This window comes from Pseudomonas sp. NPDC087346, assembly GCF_044744235.1.
Lineage (GTDB): Bacteria > Pseudomonadota > Gammaproteobacteria > Pseudomonadales > Pseudomonadaceae > Aquipseudomonas.
Window position 1 is genome coordinate 60,794 of record NZ_JBIUXX010000007.1, and the last position, 14,602, is coordinate 75,395.

The following is a 14,602-nucleotide window of genomic DNA, read 5'->3' on the forward strand; positions in this document are numbered from 1 at the left end:
TTAACACGGTGCGGTAGCCAGGGGCGGTCCAGGGATGAAGAAGAGTCAGAAGTTATTCGGCGCCAGCTTGCTGGCGCTGGCGATCAGCGGTTGCGCAGTCACCAGCGATCCTATCGAGCGCAGCGTCAGTGAGCAGAGGGCCAGAACCGACCTGCAGAACATGTACAAGGATCAGGAACCGCTCAGCGGTCCGCTGACCCTGCACCAGGCCATGGCCCGTGCGGTGAAGTACAACCTCGAAGGCCGCTTGAAGATCATGGAAGAGGCACTCGCCAAGCGGCAACTCGACCTCGCCAGCTTCGACATGCTGCCGCGTATGGCGCTGGATGCCGGTTACGTCGGACGTAACAACGTCAGCGCCTCCAGCAGCCAGAGTGTGCGCACCGGCACCCAGTCCCTGGAACCGTCGACCTCTCAGGATCGCGACCGTGATGTCGCCGACCTGACCATGGTGTGGAACGTGCTCGACTTCGGCGTCAGCTACATCAGCGCCAAGCAGCAGGGCGACCAGCGTCTGATCGTTCAGGAACGTCGGCGCAAGGTGATCAACACCATCGTCCAGGACGTGCGCTCGGCCTATTGGCGAGCAATGGCCGCCGAACGCCTGCTAAAGCAGATCGACAGCCTGATGGCGCGGGTCGAAACGGCGCGCAACAACAGCCAGAGCATGAGCGATCAGCGCATCGGCGACCCGGTGCAATCGCTGGGTTATCAACGCTCGCTGATCGAAGCTACGCGTCAATTGGAAGAACAGCGCCGCGCCTTGTCGCTGGCAAAAACCGAACTGGCGACGCTGATCAACTTGCCGCTGGGCACCAACCTGACCCTGGCCACCGACGACGGTTATCAGATCCCGGAGCTCAAGGTCGATCTGTCGAAACTGGAACAGGAAGCCCTGACCAGTCGTCCGGAACTGCGCGAGCAGGATTACCAGACCCGCATCAGCGCCGCCGAAACCCGCAAGGCCATGCTGCGCCTGCTGCCGGGTCTGGAGTTCTCCGCTGGTGGGCATTACGACAGCAACTCGTTTCTGGTCGAGCAGGGCTGGGCTGACTATGGGGTGAAAGTCACCTGGAACCTGTTCAACGTGATCTCCGCTCCGGCGGCAATTAATGTCGCCAAGGCTGGCGAAGAAGTCGCTGCCGCGCGCCGTCAGGCGATGTCGATTGCGGTGTTGGCACAACTGTACGTGGCCAACGCCAACTATCGGGAAGCGATGCGTCAGTTCAAGACCAACCAGCAACTGTCGGACATTGACGGGCAAATCGTCGGCCAGTTACGCAACCGTCATCAGGCCGCCGGCATTGGCGAACTGGAGTTGATCCAGGGCGAGTTGAACAACTTGCAGGCCGATCTGCGTCGCGATTTGTCTTACGCTGATCTGCGTAACGCCTACGGGCAGATCTTCGCCAGCGCCGGCCTCGATCCGTTGCCGGATCAAGTGCAGTCGACCGAAGTGCAGTCCATCGCGACCGCGCTGGCCAACCGCGAATCGGCGTGGGCGGCGGGGGATATCTCGGTGCCGGTGGCGCATGCCGCGGTCAAGTAATCTACTGGCGCCAGTCGCCAGCATCAGCCGTGCGCAACGCGAGGTCCGCAATGGCCATCGCGGTGCGGCGATCCTGCTGACCGGCCTGCCGGCGGCGGGCAAATCGACGCTTGCCCAAGCGCTGCATGCCGAGCTGTTCGAGCGCGGTTTGCAGAGTGTGGTGCTCGACGGCGATAGCCTGCGCACCGGGTTGAATCGCGATCTGGGATTCACCGACGCGGATCGACTGGAGAACATTCGCCGCGCCAGCGAACTGGCGGCGCTGCTGGTGGAAAACGGCCACATTGTGATTCTGGCGATGATCGCGCCGCTGGCGCAGTTGCGGGAAATCTTCGCTCAACGGCTGGGCGAGGATTATCGCGAAGTCTGGTGCAGTGCATCGCTGGCGGTCTGTGAGCAACGCGATCCCAAAGGGCATTACGGTCGGGCGCGGCGTGGTGAGTTGCCGGGGTTTACCGGCGTCTCGGCGCCTTATGAAGCTCCGGCACAAGCTGCGTTGGTCCTCGATACCGGCGGGCAATCGGTTGAGGCGTGCCTTGATCGATTGCTGACCTGGCTCGGTGAATGTTCAGTGTTGCCAAAGGCATGAACCGCCCGGCGTATTCGCGTTTGCCGGTGTCGGTGGATCTGCCGCTATTGCTGCAAGCGCTGACGGCGATTGCCGACGATGCCTGGCGCAGCCATTTCAATGCCGGGTACTTCACCGGTGACTGGAGCGGTGTCGCGCTGATTTCTGCGAGCGACGCGTTGACCGAGTTGTCGCCCGGACGTGGTGAACCGCTGCACCGCGCACCTTGGCGGCTGAACGAGCGCTGGCAAACCGGCTTGCGTGATCTGCCGCTGGAAATCGTCAGTGCGCGGCTGTTGCGGTTGGCGCCGGGCGCGCAGATTCACGAACATCGCGATTACGATCTTGATGGCCCGGATGCCGATCTGCGCCTGCATATTCCGCTGCTCAGCCCGCCCGAAGTGGACTTCTGGCTCGACGGTGAAAAAATCCCGATGCAGGCCGGGGAGTGCTGGTTTCTCGATCTCGCCCGACCGCATCGCGTGGATAATCGCGATACGTCGCTGCGGGTTCATCTGGTGCTCGATTGTCGGCCCGGCGAGTGGCTGGAGCGGATGATCGCCGACGGTCTGCCAAGCACCCCACAAGCACAACGGATCGAAACAGCGCTGCAACGTTTTCAGCGCGCGGTCGCTACTGACCCTGCGCTATCGGCGATCTTGCAGGTACTGCCCGATCCTGAACAGTTCATCTCGCGAACCCTGGAGCTGGCCGCTGAGCGGGGAATGGCATTTTCCCGCGAAGAACTGCGTGCCGCGATGCGCAATGGTCGTCGGCAATGGAATGAACAATGGAGCGCTTGAATCTGCACGGCTGGTTGCCGATTCGTGTCTGGCCGGTCGCCGGACAATGGCAGGTTGACTGGTGCTGGTTTGGCGATTTGCCGTTGCATCAGCCGTTTTTCCGCGATGCGGTGGAAGACGCGTTGCGTCTACCATTCAATCAGGCGTTCCGTCGGCAAACGCCGCTATCGGCACTGGCCGAATGGCAGGCACAAAGCCCCGGACTGGCACCGAGCGCTTTCATCCTGCACGCCTCGCGCTGTGGCTCGACGCTGATCAGCCAGATGCTCGCCGGGCTCGACGATCACATCGTCGTCTCGGAACCGCCGCCGCTCGATGCCTTGCTACGCAGTGATTTGCCCGCCGCTGAACGACTGTCGGCCATCAGCGGATTGCTCTCGGCCTACGGGCAGCGGCGGGGCGGTAACCAGCAACGCCTGGTGATCAAGCTTGATGCCTGGAACATCGGTGAATGGCCGTTGTTGCGTGAATGCTTCCCTGACACTCCGTGGCTGTTCGTCTATCGCGATCCGCTGGAAATCGCCGTTTCGCACCTGCGTCGTCCGGGCATGCACATGGTGCCGGGCATGCTCGGCGACGGTGTTCTGGAGGATGGATTGCCGTTTGAAGGACGCGAAGATTTCATCGCTCGGCGCCTCGGGCGTTTGCTCGAAGCGGGGCTGGCGCACTGTCGTGATTCGGGCGGGATGGTGGTGAATTACAGCGAGTTGCCAGAGGCGATGGGCGGGCGATTGGCGGAGTTTTTCGGCCTGAGTGCCGAACAGCGCCAGCAAGTGTTTGCGACGACTGGTCGGCATGCAAAACAGCCGTCGCAGGTGTTTGTCGCCGATGGCGAAGACAAGCGGCGTGAGGCGTCGGCGCTGTTGCAGACGCGAGTGCAAAACTGCGCGCAGGCACCCTATGAAGCGCTGGAAATTTTCCGCATCGATACTATTTGTGGCGAGGGAGCTTGCTCCCGCTCGGCTGCAAAGCAGTCGTAAATCCAAGCGATCAGGTAACCCGGAACAAACTCGGTTGAATGGTTTCGGGCCTGCTTCGCAGTCCAGCGGGAGCAAGCTCCCTCGCCACAGGTATCAGTGTCAGGACTTGCCGGATAAATCCGCCATGCCCTTGAGCAGCTCAATCGGCAATGGAAAGACAATCGTCGAGCTCTTGTCACCGGCAATCGAAGTCAAAGTCTGCATGTAGCGCAACTGCATGGCGCCGGGTTGGCGGCCGAGCATTTCTGCGGCCTGCATGAGTTTTTCCGAAGCCTGCAATTCGCCTTCGGCATGGATCACCTTGGCCCGGCGTTCACGTTCAGCCTCGGCCTGTTTGGCGATGGCACGAACCATCGATTCGTTGAGATCGACGTGCTTGATTTCGACGTTGGCGACCTTGATGCCCCAGGCATCGGTCTGCGCGTCGAGCACCTGCTGGATATCGATGTTCAGCTGTTCGCGTTCTGCCAGCAGCTCGTCCAGTTCATGTTTGCCGAGCACCGCGCGCAACGTGGTCTGCGCCAGTTGGCTGGTGGCCGAGAGAAAGTCTTCCACCTGAATGATCGCCTTCTGCGGGTCGAGCACGCGGAAATACAGCACTGCGTTGACCTTCACCGAGACGTTATCGCGGGTGATCACATCCTGCGGCGGCACGTCGAGCACCACGGTGCGCAGATCGACCCGGACCATTTGCTGCACCACCGGAATCAGCAGGATCAGCCCCGGGCCTTTGACCTGCCAGAAACGTCCGAGCTGGAACACCACGCCCCGTTCATATTCGCGCAGGATGCGGAACGTCGAACCCGCCAGGGCTATCACCAGAAACAGCAGTGCAACAAAACCGATTTGCAGACCCATGATCACTCTCCGAGCGGCGCCGCGTCAGCCGCGGCCACTTGCAGCAACAATCCCTTGCGACCCACCACGCGCACCGATTGCCCGGTTTGCAGCGGTGTGGCGCTGAGCACTTGCCAGCGTTCACCTTGAAGTTGCACCCAGCCGTTACGCGCGTCACCCGGTTGCACGGTGGTAATTGGCGTCACGCTGCCGAGCAGGCCGGCATCGCCACTGACTGCGTGTCGCGGCCGGGTTTTCAAGGCGCGGACCAGCAGTGCAATCAGCAGCAGGGCGCTGATCAGGCCCAGACCAATCATCATCGGCACCGGCAATTCGGCATTGCTCAGAATCAGTGCGCCGATCACGAACATGATGATCCCGCCCAGACCGATCACGCCGTAATTCGGCAGCGCAGCTTCGGCAATCAGAAAAACGATGCCCAAGGTAATCAGCCACAGACCGACCGGGTTCACTGATGCAATCGAGGCGTCAGCGGCGAAGGCCGAGCCACTCGCCAGCAGTAACAGGACAAACGCACAACAACGGCTGTTCACGTGACCCTCCGGGAGAGTCGTGGGGTAGTTCTTTCAGTCTAGTTGAGGCTGCGCCTGGATGAATTTTGATCAATGTGCGGATGTGTCCGGTGAGCGGAATTCCGTTCGCTGGCGGTCTGCCGAACTAGACTCTGGGAAACAGCAACAACGTTCTGCGGGCAGCGTCTCGCCGAACATCGAGGTGCATCATGCGTATGGCAAAAAAGGTCCAAAGCAGCCTGAACCGGGCGCATTGCGAATATGACATCGTCGCCCACCGACACTCGGCGAGCAGCCTGGAGACAGCGCGGGTCGCCGGGGTTCCCGCCGAGCGAGTAGCCAAATCGGTAATCCTCGATGACCACCATGGGCATTACCTGATGGCGGTGCTGCCGGCCAGTCGGCACCTGGACTTGAGCAAAGTGCGCAACGGCGGTGAATGGCAACTGACCCGCGAAAGCAATCTGCCGCATATCTTCGACGACTGTGAACGCGGCGCGGTGCCGCCTCTGGGCGATTCCTATGGTCTGGACATGGTTATCGACCCGCTGCTGACGCGGCAGCAAGACATCTATCTGGAAGCCGGCACCCATAACTATCTGCTGCACATGAGCATGCCCGAGTTTCTGAAAATGGTGCCGCATGCCGAGGTGCGGGAGTTGAGTCATCAGATTTGATGGCGCCTGAGCTGACGCCATCGCGGGCAAGCCACGCTCCCACAGGAGATCGCGTTAAACCTGTGGGAGCGAGCTTGCTCGCGAATAATCTTCCACACACCACTTACTTCAAGGAGCCCAACATGCAACAGCCAACCCACAGCTTGCCCTCCCTGTTCAAACAACTCGGCCTCGACGACGACCCGGTCAGCATCGAGCAATTCATCGCCACCCATTCCCCGCTGAAACCCGAACTGCACCTGGCAGACGCGTTTTTCTGGACGAAAAGTCAGGCCGAGTTTTTGCGCGATGAAATTCTGGAGGATGCCGATTGGGCGGAGGTGGTGGATGAGTTGAATGTATTGTTGCGTAAAGGGCGGGCGGGGTAATTGTGCATGCAGGTAATCCCAAATCTGTGCACGATCCTGTGCGGCGGCTGGAGTCCAGATAATCTTCATTCTTGATTTTCTGCCCGCCTGCGCCTGGCGGCGAATTGTGCTTCAACTTCCTCATTGGACAGGCCATCACCCGCCCGCATTGACTCCCGGGCTATGTCGACCTTGCGCTGTAAAAATATTTCATACTCACGAGCTTCCTGTTGAGTCTGAACAAACTGACGCATCATTTCTCGCACAATCTGCGACGCAGGACGGTGTGATGCCTCCGCTTCAGCCATAAACTGCTCGCGCAGTTCCGGCTCAAGTTTCATTGTGAAAACGGCTTGCTTCGACATTTTCGGCTCCTTGGAAAAAGGATGGATACTGACGTGGTATATACATTGTAGATACGCAATTAGATATTCAGGATTGCTACTTGCGACCGACGGGTAGATTTGTTTCAAAACTTGACTGAAAATCCCCTCCAATGCGATATTGATAGTTAGCAAACTAACAGTGTGTGTTGTCCCGTGCCGAATAACCTCGACGCTCTCCAGATGAATATCAGCAGTGCCATGGTGGTGGCCGCCAGGCATTGGCGGAAGATCTGCCAGACCACGCTGGTCAATTATGGAATCTCCGAAGCCTGTGCCGTCCCGCTCTTGATGATCGGGCGTTTGGGTGAGGGTGTGCGGCAGGTGACGGTGGCGCAGGCGGCCGGGATGGAAAGTCCGTCGCTGGTGCGCCTGCTCGATCAGTTGTGCCACGCCGGTTACGTTTGCCGCACTGAAGATGCGCAGGATCGCCGGGCCAAGTGCCTGAGCCTGACCGACACCGGTCGGGAGCTGGTGCAGGCGGTGGAAATCGAACTGGTGCGGCTGCGTCACGAAGTGCTCGAAGGCATCGACCAAAGTGATCTGGAAGCTACGCTTCGAGTACTGAAAGCTTTTGAGGCGGCCAATCCGCCAGCGGTGGTTAATCCTTGAACGGTTTTTTCTCCGGCATTCCGCCTGCCCGGGACTGGTTCTACGGGGTCCGTACTTTTGCAGCGTCGATGATTGCGCTGTACATCGCCTTGCTCATGCAAATGCCGCGACCGTATTGGGCGATGGCCACGGTGTACATCGTTTCCAGCCCCTTCCTCGGGCCGACCAGTTCCAAAGCCTTGTATCGTGCAATTGGTACCTTTCTCGGCGCTGCGGCGGCGGTTTTTTTCGTGCCGATGTTCGTCCAGAGCCCGTATGTATTGGTGGTGGTGATTGCGCTGTGGACGGGGATTCTGCTGTTTCTGTCCCTGCATTTGCGCACCGCCAACAGCTACGCGTTGATGCTCGCCGGTTACACCTTGCCGCTGATTGCCTTGCCGGTGGTGGATAACCCGCTGAATGTGTGGGACGTGGCGGAAGCGCGGACCGAAGAGATTTTCCTCGGCATTGCCGTTGCCGCGGTGGTCGGCGCGATGTTCTGGCCAAGGCGTCTGGCGCCGGTGTTCAACGATGGCGTGGGCAAGTGGTTCGCCGACGCGACGAGCTACAGCCTGAAGTTTCTCGGCCGTGATGTGCAGCCCGAAGAAGTCACCGCACTGCGCATGGCCATGGTTGCCAGTTTCAACAGCCTCGAATTGATGATCGGCCAGTTGCCGCACGAAGGTTCGCGACCGCAAACCGTGCGCAATACCAAGGAATTGCGCGGGCGCATGATCCACCTGCTGCCGGTGATCGATGCTCTCGAAGACTCGCTCTACGCCCTCGAACGGCGTACCCCGGAACTGGTGGAAAAATTCGCTCCGCTGCTGACTGCGACCCGTGAATGGCTTTCCCATCAGGACGCCGATCTTGATCGCTGGCAAGCGCTGAAAGACCAACTCGAAGCCCTGCAACCGAGTACCGAAGCGCTGGAGGATCGCAGGCAACTGCTGTTCTCCAACTCGATTTACCGCCTCGGTGAATTCATCGATCTGTGGCAGGACTGCCGCAGTCTGCAGGATGCGATTCTCTGCGAGCGTCAGGACAGCTGGCGTGCGGTGTATCGTCACTGGCGCCTTGGTCGCCTGACGCCATTTATCGACCGTGGGCTGATGCTCTACTCGGTGGCCTCGACCATTCTGGCGATCATTGTCGCCTCGGTGCTGTGGATTCTGCTCGGCTGGCCGGACGGCGGCAGCGCGGTGATTCTGGCGGCAGTGGCGTGCAGTTTCTTCGCCTCGATGGACGACCCGGCGCCGCAGATTTACCGGTTCTTTTTCTGGACCGGGATGTCGGTGCTGTTTGCCAGCCTCTACCTGTTTTTGATTCTGCCGAACCTGCACGATTTCCCGATGCTGGTGCTGGCGTTTGCCATCCCGTTCATTTGCGTCGGCACCCTTACGGTGCAGCCGCGTTTCTACCTCGGCATGCTGCTGACGCTGGTCAACACCTCGTCATTCATCAGCATTCAGGGTGCTTACGACGCGGACTTCTTTGCCTTCGTCAACTCCAACCTGGCGGGGCCGATAGGCCTGTTGTTCGCGTTCATCTGGACGCTGGTGGCGCGTCCGTTTGGCGCCGAACTGGCGGCCAAGCGCCTCACCCGTTTCAGCTGGAAAGACATCGTCAACATGACCGAGCCGGCGAATCTCGCCGAACACCGGCAATTGGGCGTGCAACTGCTTGACCGGCTGATGCAGCACTTGCCACGACTGGCCCTGACCGGGCAGGACACGGGCATCGCCTTGCGCGAAGTACGCGTCGGCCTGAATTTGCTCGACTTGCTCGCCTACACCCCGCGTGTGACCGGCGTGCCGAAGACGCTGTTGCAGCAAGTAGTCGCGGAAGTCGGCGAGTATTTCCGCGCCTGTCTCAAGGCCGGCGAACGCTTGCCAGCGCCGAGCGCGTTGCTGATGACCATGGACCGCACGCGCCGTGCGCTCAATGGTCACGGCGACGAGGAAACCCGTCTACACCTGTTGCACGCCTTGAGCGGTTTGCGTCTGGCGCTGTTGCCCGGCGTTGAATTCGTTTCCAGCGCCGAGCCCGAAGAACCGCTGCCCGATGGAGCGCCCCTATGATCGGTGATCTGGACATCAGCGGCATCTTCCTGCCGACCTTGCTGGTGTTGATGGGCATCACTTATGTGCTGTTTTTGTTGGTGCATGGCGTGCTGACGCGCCTGCACTTTTACCGTCTGGTCTGGCACCGGGCATTGTTCAACGTGGCGCTCTACGCCGTGCTTCTGTACGGCGTGGACTCACTCAGTCGATACCTGATGACATGAAAAAACCGTTTTTGACTATCGGTCGCGTGGTACTGACCCTGCTGATCGTGACTTTCGCCGTCGTCCTCGTCTGGCGCATGGTGATGTATTACATGTTCGCGCCGTGGACTCGCGACGGCCATATTCGTGCCGATGTCGTGCAGATCGCGCCGGACGTTTCCGGGCTGATCCAGCAGGTCGAGGTCAAGGACAACCAGTTGGTGAAACGCGGGCAGGTGCTGTTCAGCATCGACCAGGACCGTTTCAAACTGGCCCTGCGTCAGGCCAAGGCTGCCGTGGCCGACCGCGAAGAAACCCTCGCTCAGGCCCAGCGTGAAGCCAAGCGTAACCGTGGCCTCGGTAACCTGGTGCCGGCCGAGCAGCTGGAAGAAAGCCAGTCGAAGGTGGCTCGTGCGCAATCGGCGCTGGCGGAATCGCTGGTGACGGTGGACAGCGCGCAGCTCAACCTCGACCGCTCGGTGATCCGCAGTCCAGTCGATGGCTACGTCAACGACCGGGCGCCGCGTGTTCAAGAGTTCGTCACGGCCGGCCGCGCGGTGCTGTCGGTGGTCGATAGCAACTCCTTCCACATCGATGGCTATTTCGAAGAAACCAAACTCGACGGCATCCATGTCGGCCAGTCCGTGGACATCCGCGTGATCGGTGACCGGGCGAAGCTGCGCGGGCATGTCGAAAGCATCGTCGCCGGTATCGAAGACCGCGACCGTACCAGCGGCAACAACCTGCTGCCCAACGTCAACCCGGCGTTCAGCTGGGTGCGGCTGGCCCAGCGGATTCCGGTGCGCATTGCCTTTGATGATGTGCCGGAAGACTTCCGCATGATTGCCGGGCGCACCGCGACCGTGTCGATCATCGACGATCAGCCAACCGACAACCGCAAGCAGGAGCCCGCGCAATGAGCAGGGCGCTGATGATCGCCGGGTTGGGTCTGATGTTGTCGGCCTGTCAGATGGTCGGCCCGGATTACCACTTGCCGGAAAAATCCGCGGTGAACCGCTCGGACTTTCAAGGCGATCTGGCGGTAGAAGGCAAACCGGTGGTTTCGGCGCCAGTGCCGGCGGACTGGTGGCGGCTGTATCAGGACCCGCGTCTGGATCAACTGGTGCAGCAGGCCATGGCTTCCAATACCGATTTGCGCGTCGCCGCAGCCAACCTGCAACGGGCTCGCGCCCAAGTCGACGAGGCTGAAGCTGCCGGCGGCTGGAGTGCCGGCGTGAAGATGGGCGCCCAGCGTTTGCAGGAATCAGGTCAGGCGTATTTGCTGCCGGAGAAAGTGCCGGTGGCCAATGTCGGCGATATCGGCATCAGCGCTTCGTACCAGTTTGACCTGTGGGGCACTTTGCAACGCGGCATCGAAGGCGCGAAGGCCAACGCTGATGCGACTCAGGCAGCCGCTGATACCGCACGCATCACGTTGGTGGCGGACGTGGTCCGCGCTTACACCCAGGTGTGTGCGGCCAACGAAGAGCGGGAAATTGCCCAGCATTCCCTCGACCTGCAACAGCAGGGCACCACGTTGATCCAGCGTCTGCGCGATGCCGGGCGCGGTGATGAAACCCAGGTCACCCGTTCGCAAACCCAATTCAAATCCCTGCGCGCCGACATGCCGCGTTATGAAGCGGCGCGTCAGGCCGGGTTGTTCCGTCTGTCGATGCTGCTGGCGAAACCGGTCGATCAATTGCCGGCAGGCACGGCGACCTGCGCCGAACTGCCGAAAATCGCGCAACTGGTGCCGGTGGGTGATGGCGCTGCGTTGCTCAAGCGTCGCCCTGACATTCGCCAGGCCGAACGCCGTCTGGCTGCCGCGACTGCCGGAATCGGCGTCGCCACTGGCGAGTTGTACCCCGACATCAGCATCGGCGCGACCATCGGCACCGTCGGCATCATCTCCGACCTCGGCGACCCTTCGACCAACCGCTGGGGCTTTGGCCCGTCGCTGAGCTGGAAGGTGCCGACCAACGGCGCCCGGGCGCGAATCCATGAAGCCGAAGCGAACACCCAGGCTTCGCTCGCGCATTTCGATGGCGTGGTGCTCAACGCCATTCGTGAAACCCAGACCGGTCTGGCGCAGTACACCGCGTTGCTGCAACGCCGTGATGCGCTGGCCGATGCCGAACAGTCGGCGAAACTGGCGGCAGACCAGACGCACCGCTTCTTCCAGGCGGGTCGCGAGTCGTTTCTGGCCGACCTTCAGGCCACTCGCACTTACACCGACGTGACCGCGCAACTGGCCGCTGCCAACACCCAGGTTGCGATGAGCCAGATCGATTTGTTCCTCGCCCTCGGCGGCGGTTGGGAAAGCGGACGAACGCAAGCGTCAAACCCCGGCAAACCCTGAGGCCGTTGCTATGCTTTGAAGTGTTGGAAGGGCGCCCCGAGCAAGGCGCCTTTTCAACGCAGATTGCTAGTGCTGGTCTAGGGGAAACCAATAATGAAAAACCCTTACGCTCTCGGCTTCTGGTGCGCCCTTGCAGCGCTGCTGCTGCTTTCGGCCACCTATTTCTACGGCATCATGCTCGCTCACCAGATCGACAAGGCCATGGTCTTCCTCGACAGCGCCACCGCGCTGATTGCGGTCATGGCAATCGTGGTGGTGGCCTGGGCATCGGTTCAGGTGCAGCGGGTCAAAAAAAGACAGCTTGAACAGGGCAAAACCCTGGTGCTGATCTGGGACACCAAAGTCGCGCTGCGTCGGGTCGAAACCGTATTCGATCGCTATTTCTGGGGCAGTTACTGGCAGCCGGGGCGTACCTTCGCCGAAGTCATGGGCGAGCTCACTGGCACACCGCTGGAAAAAAGCCTCGAAGCCCTGAAAAAACAATGCCTGGAACTCGACAAGCAGATCGCTGACGAAGGCTGGCACTGGCTGAACAACGCCCGTGAACTGTCCGATGTCGCCACCGCGATGGCTCGGGAACGCTATCAGCTGGATTTTTGCGACCCGCGTGGCGAAGGACCGGGCGAAGCGGTGATCGACCGGGATTTCGAAGTGCTGGTGTATACCTGGACGGCGCGGCTCAAAAGCTTTGATCATCAACTGGATGAGATCGAGGTTCAGTACTCCTGATCTTCGGTCAATCAACGGGCCTCATCGCTGGCAAGCCAGCTCCCACAGGTAAAGAGATATCCCTGTGGGAGCTGGCTTGCCAGCGATTGCGTCTCCAGATCACCGAAACTCTTGCAGCCTGTTCACTGTCCACACTCCCCATAGACACTCTTTAACCTTTAACCTTTAACCTTTAACCTTTAAACATTGAGCCGCTTCCCGCGCCCAGTGCTAATCTCCATCGCTAATTTCAGCGGAGTCGAGCCGCGACCCGGTTACGGGTTCAGGGAAGACGACCACACTCACAGCCACGGAAATCGATCAGGTCATTCATGAATAAATCAGCAGGCGTGCTTCTCGGAATTGTTGTTGCCATCGGTGCCATCAGCGTCGGCGGGGCCTGGTACACGGGCACCAAGATTGAAGGCGTGCTGAACAATGCGGTCAGCAATGCCAACAAAGAGCTGCAGACCGCGATGGCCGGCTCCAACGGCACCGCGTCGCTGGAACTGGTTTCGCTTGAGCGCCACACCTTCACCAGCACCGCGCACTATCGCCTCAAGGGCGAAGGTGAAATGTTCGGCGAGGCGCCGGTCGAGTTGCTGTTTGTCGACCATATCGAACACGGCCCACTGCCGTTCTCGCGTCTGCTGTCGCTGAAATGGCTGCCGGTCATGGCCACCAGCAACTATGAGCTGGAAAAGAATGCCGCCACCGAGAAGTGGTTCGCCGCAACCAAAGGTGCCGCGCCGCTCAAAGGCGTGACCAACATCGGTTACGACGAGTCGACCACCAGCAGCCTCGAACTGCTGCCGCTGGAAACCGCGCTGGATGACCAGTCGAGTCTGAAGTTTTCCGGTCTGAGCATGGACATTTCCGCCAGCGCCCAGGCGCAGAAGGTCAAGGCCAACGGCTACATGGATAGCCTGAAGCTGACCTCGGTCGCCGAAGATCAGGCGCCGGTGCAGATCGAGCTCAACGGTCTGACCCTGGCGAGCAATCTGGCGAAGAGCAGTTACGGCTACTACACCGGCGAAAACACTCTGGAACTGACCGGCAGCAAGGTGACCTTCGGTCCCAAGCAATCGGTGCTGGGCGTGAAGAACTTCGAAATGAAGAACCTCACCGAAGAAACCGGCACCAACGCTTCCGGGCGTGCCGATTACCAGATCGGCGAAGTGTCGCTGAACGACAAGAAAATCGGTTCGGCACAGATGGCCATGAGCCTGAAGAACCTCGACATCCCGTCGGCCATGTCGCTGATGCAGGTCTACCAGACCAAGTTGCAGCCTTACGAAAAGGCTTCCGCCGAGGCCGCCGCCGCAGGTTTGCCATCGCCGGAACTGAACCTGACCGAAGCCGAGTCCGCACAGGTCAAAGCCGATCTGCAAAAACTGCTGGCTGCCGGCCCGCAAGTGGCGCTGGAAAACCTCTCGCTGAAAACCGCCAACGGTGAAAGCCGCGCCAATGTGGTGATTGACCTGACCAAACCGCAGTCGATGGATCTGCCGCCGGATCAACTGGGCAAACAATTGCTCGCGTTGCTCGACCTGAATATCCAGGTGTCCAAGCCGAGTTTGATCGATCTGCTCAGCGTGCAGGCGCAGGTTGATGGTCAGACCGATGCCAAAGCCATTGCCGATCAGGCCAGCGCCGCGGCCGAGATGTTCTCCGGCATGGCAGTCGGTTCGCAATTGGCGACTCTGGACGGCAGCAATGTCGTGACCAAGCTGCATTACGCCGCCAATCAGGTGGAATTCAACGGCCAGAAAATGACCGTCGAGCAGTTCATCGGCTTCCTGATGAGCAAGTTTGCCGGTGTCACTCAGGTTCAGTAATCGGACCTTGTAAACACCAGCGTTCAAAGCGACGCCCGGCCTCTGCACCCGCAGACGCCGGGCGTTTTGCTGTCTGGAGGAAGGGTTCGCCGCGCCTACGGGAGAAGCCCTGTCACGATTCTGAACAATTATTGTGTTCTGAATATTGGTCTACGCTTGCATG

16 protein-coding genes are annotated in these 14,602 nt (G+C 60.2%); 13 read left to right on the top strand and 3 right to left on the bottom strand.

The window, feature by feature from the left end; all coding sequences use genetic code 11:
* Positions 1-34 precede the first annotated feature (34 nt).
* Genes ACIOZM_RS06260 through ACIOZM_RS06275 form a run of 4 tightly spaced genes read left to right on the top strand, consistent with a single transcriptional unit; the run spans position 35 to position 3,900 of the window.
* Positions 35-1,549, top strand: coding sequence for a TolC family protein (locus ACIOZM_RS06260; protein ID WP_401210795.1), 1,515 nt, complete (start codon positions 35-37; stop codon positions 1,547-1,549).
* A complete protein-coding gene (gene cysC, locus ACIOZM_RS06265) occupies positions 1,533-2,138 on the top strand; it encodes an adenylyl-sulfate kinase (protein WP_401210797.1) in 606 nt (201 codons plus the stop codon). The genes ACIOZM_RS06260 and cysC overlap by 17 nt, the downstream gene beginning before the upstream one ends.
* Positions 2,135-2,920: an aspartyl/asparaginyl beta-hydroxylase domain-containing protein gene (locus ACIOZM_RS06270; RefSeq protein ID WP_401211043.1), complete on the top strand. Its 786-nt coding sequence runs from the start codon at positions 2,135-2,137 to the stop codon at positions 2,918-2,920. The genes cysC and ACIOZM_RS06270 overlap by 4 nt, the downstream gene beginning before the upstream one ends.
* The gene (locus tag ACIOZM_RS06275) at positions 2,908-3,900 is read left to right on the top strand and encodes a sulfotransferase family protein (protein WP_401210800.1); all 993 of its coding nucleotides are present in this window, start codon (positions 2,908-2,910) and stop codon (positions 3,898-3,900) included. The genes ACIOZM_RS06270 and ACIOZM_RS06275 overlap by 13 nt, the downstream gene beginning before the upstream one ends.
* A 99-nt stretch (positions 3,901-3,999) precedes the next feature.
* Here the strand turns inward: ACIOZM_RS06275 and ACIOZM_RS06280 are convergent, their stop codons facing one another.
* Both ACIOZM_RS06280 and ACIOZM_RS06285 read right to left on the bottom strand, forming a co-directional pair.
* Complete coding sequence (locus tag ACIOZM_RS06280) at positions 4,000-4,758, bottom strand: slipin family protein (protein WP_401210803.1); 759 nt, start codon at positions 4,756-4,758, stop codon at positions 4,000-4,002.
* Positions 4,759-4,760: 2 nt separating this feature from the next.
* A complete protein-coding gene (locus ACIOZM_RS06285; RefSeq protein WP_401210805.1) occupies positions 4,761-5,291 on the bottom strand; it encodes an NfeD family protein in 531 nt (176 codons plus the stop codon).
* 188 nt (positions 5,292-5,479) lie between these two features.
* On the opposite strand from ACIOZM_RS06285, the gene ACIOZM_RS06290 reads away from it, so the two are divergent.
* Positions 5,480-5,947 carry an aminoacyl-tRNA deacylase gene (locus ACIOZM_RS06290; RefSeq protein ID WP_401210808.1) on the top strand — a complete coding sequence of 156 codons (468 nt, stop codon included), beginning with the start codon at positions 5,480-5,482 and terminating at the stop codon, positions 5,945-5,947.
* Positions 5,948-6,069: 122 nt separating this feature from the next.
* The gene (locus tag ACIOZM_RS06295; protein WP_401210811.1) at positions 6,070-6,315 is read left to right on the top strand and encodes a DUF2789 domain-containing protein; all 246 of its coding nucleotides are present in this window, start codon (positions 6,070-6,072) and stop codon (positions 6,313-6,315) included.
* A gap of 65 nt (positions 6,316-6,380) precedes the next feature.
* Here the strand turns inward: ACIOZM_RS06295 and ACIOZM_RS06300 are convergent, their stop codons facing one another.
* Positions 6,381-6,659 carry an antitoxin of toxin-antitoxin stability system gene (locus tag ACIOZM_RS06300; protein WP_401210814.1) on the bottom strand — a complete coding sequence of 93 codons (279 nt, stop codon included), beginning with the start codon at positions 6,657-6,659 and terminating at the stop codon, positions 6,381-6,383.
* Between the two features lie 201 nt (positions 6,660-6,860).
* On the opposite strand from ACIOZM_RS06300, the gene ACIOZM_RS06305 reads away from it, so the two are divergent.
* The 7 genes from ACIOZM_RS06305 (at position 6,861) to ACIOZM_RS06335 (ending at position 14,439) form a co-directional block, all read left to right on the top strand.
* Complete coding sequence (locus ACIOZM_RS06305) at positions 6,861-7,289, top strand: MarR family winged helix-turn-helix transcriptional regulator (protein ID WP_401210816.1); 429 nt, start codon at positions 6,861-6,863, stop codon at positions 7,287-7,289.
* Positions 7,286-9,349, top strand: a complete 2,064-nt coding sequence (locus tag ACIOZM_RS06310) for an FUSC family protein (RefSeq protein WP_401210819.1) — start codon at positions 7,286-7,288, stop codon at positions 9,347-9,349. The genes ACIOZM_RS06305 and ACIOZM_RS06310 overlap by 4 nt, the downstream gene beginning before the upstream one ends.
* The gene (locus ACIOZM_RS06315) at positions 9,346-9,555 is read left to right on the top strand and encodes a DUF1656 domain-containing protein (protein WP_027611129.1); all 210 of its coding nucleotides are present in this window, start codon (positions 9,346-9,348) and stop codon (positions 9,553-9,555) included. The genes ACIOZM_RS06310 and ACIOZM_RS06315 overlap by 4 nt, the downstream gene beginning before the upstream one ends.
* Positions 9,552-10,454: an efflux RND transporter periplasmic adaptor subunit gene (locus ACIOZM_RS06320; RefSeq protein ID WP_401210822.1), complete on the top strand. Its 903-nt coding sequence runs from the start codon at positions 9,552-9,554 to the stop codon at positions 10,452-10,454. Before ACIOZM_RS06315 ends, ACIOZM_RS06320 begins: the two co-directional genes overlap by 4 nt.
* Positions 10,451-11,893 (top strand): efflux transporter outer membrane subunit, encoded by a 1,443-nt coding sequence (locus ACIOZM_RS06325; protein WP_401210825.1) that lies wholly within the window; start codon positions 10,451-10,453, stop codon positions 11,891-11,893. Before ACIOZM_RS06320 ends, ACIOZM_RS06325 begins: the two co-directional genes overlap by 4 nt.
* A gap of 93 nt (positions 11,894-11,986) precedes the next feature.
* Entirely contained in the window at positions 11,987-12,622 is a 636-nt protein-coding gene (locus tag ACIOZM_RS06330) for an NADH:ubiquinone oxidoreductase subunit N (protein ID WP_401210827.1), read from the top strand.
* A gap of 311 nt (positions 12,623-12,933) precedes the next feature.
* Positions 12,934-14,439, top strand: coding sequence for a YdgA family protein (locus tag ACIOZM_RS06335; RefSeq protein ID WP_401210829.1), 1,506 nt, complete (start codon positions 12,934-12,936; stop codon positions 14,437-14,439).
* Positions 14,440-14,602 lie beyond the last annotated feature (163 nt).